1 protein-coding gene and 1 pseudogene are annotated in these 2,881 nt (G+C 73.5%); one reads left to right on the top strand and one right to left on the bottom strand.

Features of this window, described 5'->3' with window-relative positions; all coding sequences use genetic code 11:
- The first annotated feature begins 403 nt into the window (after window positions 1–403).
- Window positions 404–1,032, top strand: a pseudogene (locus K6I34_RS34865) (class F sortase).
- 17 nt (window positions 1,033–1,049) lie between these two features.
- Here K6I34_RS34865 and recQ read toward each other — a convergent pair.
- A partial coding sequence (gene recQ / locus K6I34_RS34860) for a DNA helicase RecQ (RefSeq protein ID WP_229332041.1) occupies window positions 1,050–2,881 on the bottom strand: 1,832 nt, incomplete at its 5' end.

Below are 2,881 nucleotides of genomic sequence, written 5' to 3'. Positions count from 1 at the left end.
GTCCTCAAGCGCCGGACGGGCTGGGTGGGGGCGAAGGTGGGCTGGAAGTGTTTCTGGGGGCTTCGCCCCCAGGCCCCCACCGGGGCTGCGCTCCGGGCCCCGCGCGCGAGCCGGGTGGCTGCGCCCCGTAAGGGGCGCGGGGAACTGCGCGACCAGCCACGACGGACCTGCGGTCGCGCGCGGAGCGTGAGAGGCACCCCGGTGGGCACACCTGGACCACCAGGCGCGGCCGCGCGCGGAGCGCAAGAGCACCGGATCCCTGGAGGGATTTCCGATGGGCAACGCACGGCGCACCCGCCATGCCCGAGCCCGTATCGTCCACGCGGCCCGGGCCAGGGAAGCCCGCAGGGCCCCCGGTGCCGCCCCGCCAGGGGCGCCCCCGGAGGGCGACCGCAAGACCGTCGTGGCCGTGGTGCTCGCGGCAGCGCTCTGCACCGGCCGCTGGCTCATCCAGCACGGCGCCGACGCGCAGGGCCCGCCCCCGCAGCCGTCCGCTGCCGAGGCGTTTCCGGCCGCCTCGCCGGGCGGGCCCGTACCGCGGCACGGCCCGCCGTGTCGCCGGTGCCCGCTTCCCCTCCCGTCCGGGTGCGCATTCCCGAGATCCAGGTCGACGCCCCGCTGCGGCCCCTGGGGCTGCGGCCGGACGGTGGGCTGGAGAGCCCGCCGGAGGACGACCGGAACCTCGCGGGGTGGTACACGGGCGGGCCCGCGCCCGGCACGCGCGGCACCGCGGTCGTGGCAGGGCACGTCGACACGGCCGAGGGGCCCGCCGTCTTCTACAGCCTGGGCGCGCTGAAGAAGGGGCACAGCGTGGAGGTGGACCGCGCCGACGGCCGCACCGCCGTCTTCACGATCGACGCGATCGAGGTCTACACGAGCGCGGACTTCCCGTCACAGAAGGTCTACGGGCCGTCCGCGCGCGCCGAGTTGAGGGTGATCACCTGCGGCGGGGGCTTCGACGCGGACGCGAACGCCTATCTGGGGAACGTCGTGGTCTACGCCCACCTCATCTCCGTACGGCAGCGATCCTGACCCTCCGCCCCGTTGGCTCAGGCGTCCTCCGCCAGCAGGGCCAGGATGCCCTCGCCGTACTTCTCCAGCTTGCTCTCGCCGACACCGCTCACCGTCGACAGTTCATCGAGCGAGGACGGTGCCGCGGTCGCGATCTCCCGCAGCGTCGCGTCGTGGAAGATGACGTACGCGGGCACGCCCAGCTCGCGTGCCGTGGCGGCACGCCAGGCCCGCAGACGCTCGAAGAGCGCGACCGCCTCCTCGGGGAGGTCGGCCACCGCGGCGGCCTTCCGGGCCGCGGACTTGGCGGAGCCCTTCGCGGAGCGCGCGGGCTTCTCCGGCTCGCGCCGCAGCCGCACCTCGCGCTGCCGGCCGAGCACCTCGCCGCTCGCCTCGGTGAGGACCAGCGTGCCGTATTCGCCCTCGACCGCCAGCAGGCCCTGCGCCAGCAACTGCCGTACGACACCGCGCCATTCGGCGACGCCCAGCTCCGTGCCGATGCCGAAGACCGTCAGCTGGTCGTGGTCGTGCTGGATGACCTTCGCGGTCTTCTTGCCCAGCAGGATGTCGATGATCTGCCCCGCGCCGAACTTCTGCCGCCGCTCGCGCGCCAGGCGCAGCACCGCGGAGAGGAACTTCTGGGCGGCGATCGTGCCGTCCCAGGTCTCGGCGGGCGTCAGGCACGTGTCGCAGTTGCCGCACGGGGTGCTGCGCTCGCCGAAGTAGGCCAGCAGCTGCACGCGGCGGCACTCCACCGTCTCGCACAGCGCGAGCATCGCGTCGAGGTGGGCGGCGAGCCTGCGGCGGTGGGCGTCGTCGCCCTCCGAGCCGTCGATCATCTTGCGCTGCTGGACCACGTCCTGCAGGCCGTACGCCAGCCACGCCGTGGACGGCAGGCCGTCGCGCCCGGCGCGGCCCGTCTCCTGGTAGTAGCCCTCGACGGACTTCGGCAGGTCGAGGTGGGCGACGAAGCGGACGTCCGGCTTGTCGATGCCCATGCCGAACGCGATCGTGGCCACCACGACCACGCCGTCCTCCCGCAGGAACCGCGCCTGGTTCGCGGCGCGCGTCGCCGCGTCGAGGCCCGCGTGGTACGGCACGGCGTCGACGCCGTGCTGCGCGAGGAACGCGGCCGTGTCCTCCACGCCCTTGCGCGACAGGCAGTAGACGACGCCCGCGTCGCCCTCGTGCTCGGTGCGCAGCAGCTCCAGGAGCTGCTTCCGCGTGTCGTTCTTCGGAGCGATGCGGTACTGGATGTTGGGCCGGTCGAAGCTCGCCACGAAGTGCTTGGCGTCCTGGAGCTTCAGGCGCCCCGCGATCTCGCCGTGCGTGGCCTCCGTGGCCGTGGCCGTCAGGGCGATGCGCGGCACGTCGGGCCAGCGCTCGTGCAGCTCGGACAGGGCCAGGTAGTCCGGCCGGAAGTCGTGGCCCCACTGCGCGACGCAGTGCGCCTCGTCGATCGCGAAGAGGGCGATCTTGCCGCGGTCGAGCAGGCGCAGCGTCGACTCGACGCGCAGCCGCTCCGGGGCCAGATAGAGCAGGTCCAGCTCGCCCGAGAGGAACTCCGCCTCGACCATCCGGCGCTCGTCCAGGTCCTGCGTCGAATTCAGGAAGCCCGCGCGCACGCCGAGCGCGCGCAGCGCGTCGACCTGGTCCTGCATGAGGGCGATCAACGGCGAGACCACCACGCCGACGCCCGGTCTGACCAGCGCCGGGATCTGGTAGCAGAGCGACTTCCCGCCACCGGTCGGCATCAGCACGAGCGCGTCGCCGCCTGCGACGACGTGCTCGATGATCTGCTCCTGGTCGCCCCGGAACGCGTCGTAGCCGAAGACGCGCTGCAGGCACCGCAGTGCGTCGGTGGTGGGGG

This window comes from Streptomyces sp. UNOC14_S4 (assembly GCF_020740835.1).
Classification (GTDB): domain Bacteria; phylum Actinomycetota; class Actinomycetes; order Streptomycetales; family Streptomycetaceae; genus Streptomyces.
This window is presented reverse-complemented; position numbering and strand designations above follow the sequence as displayed.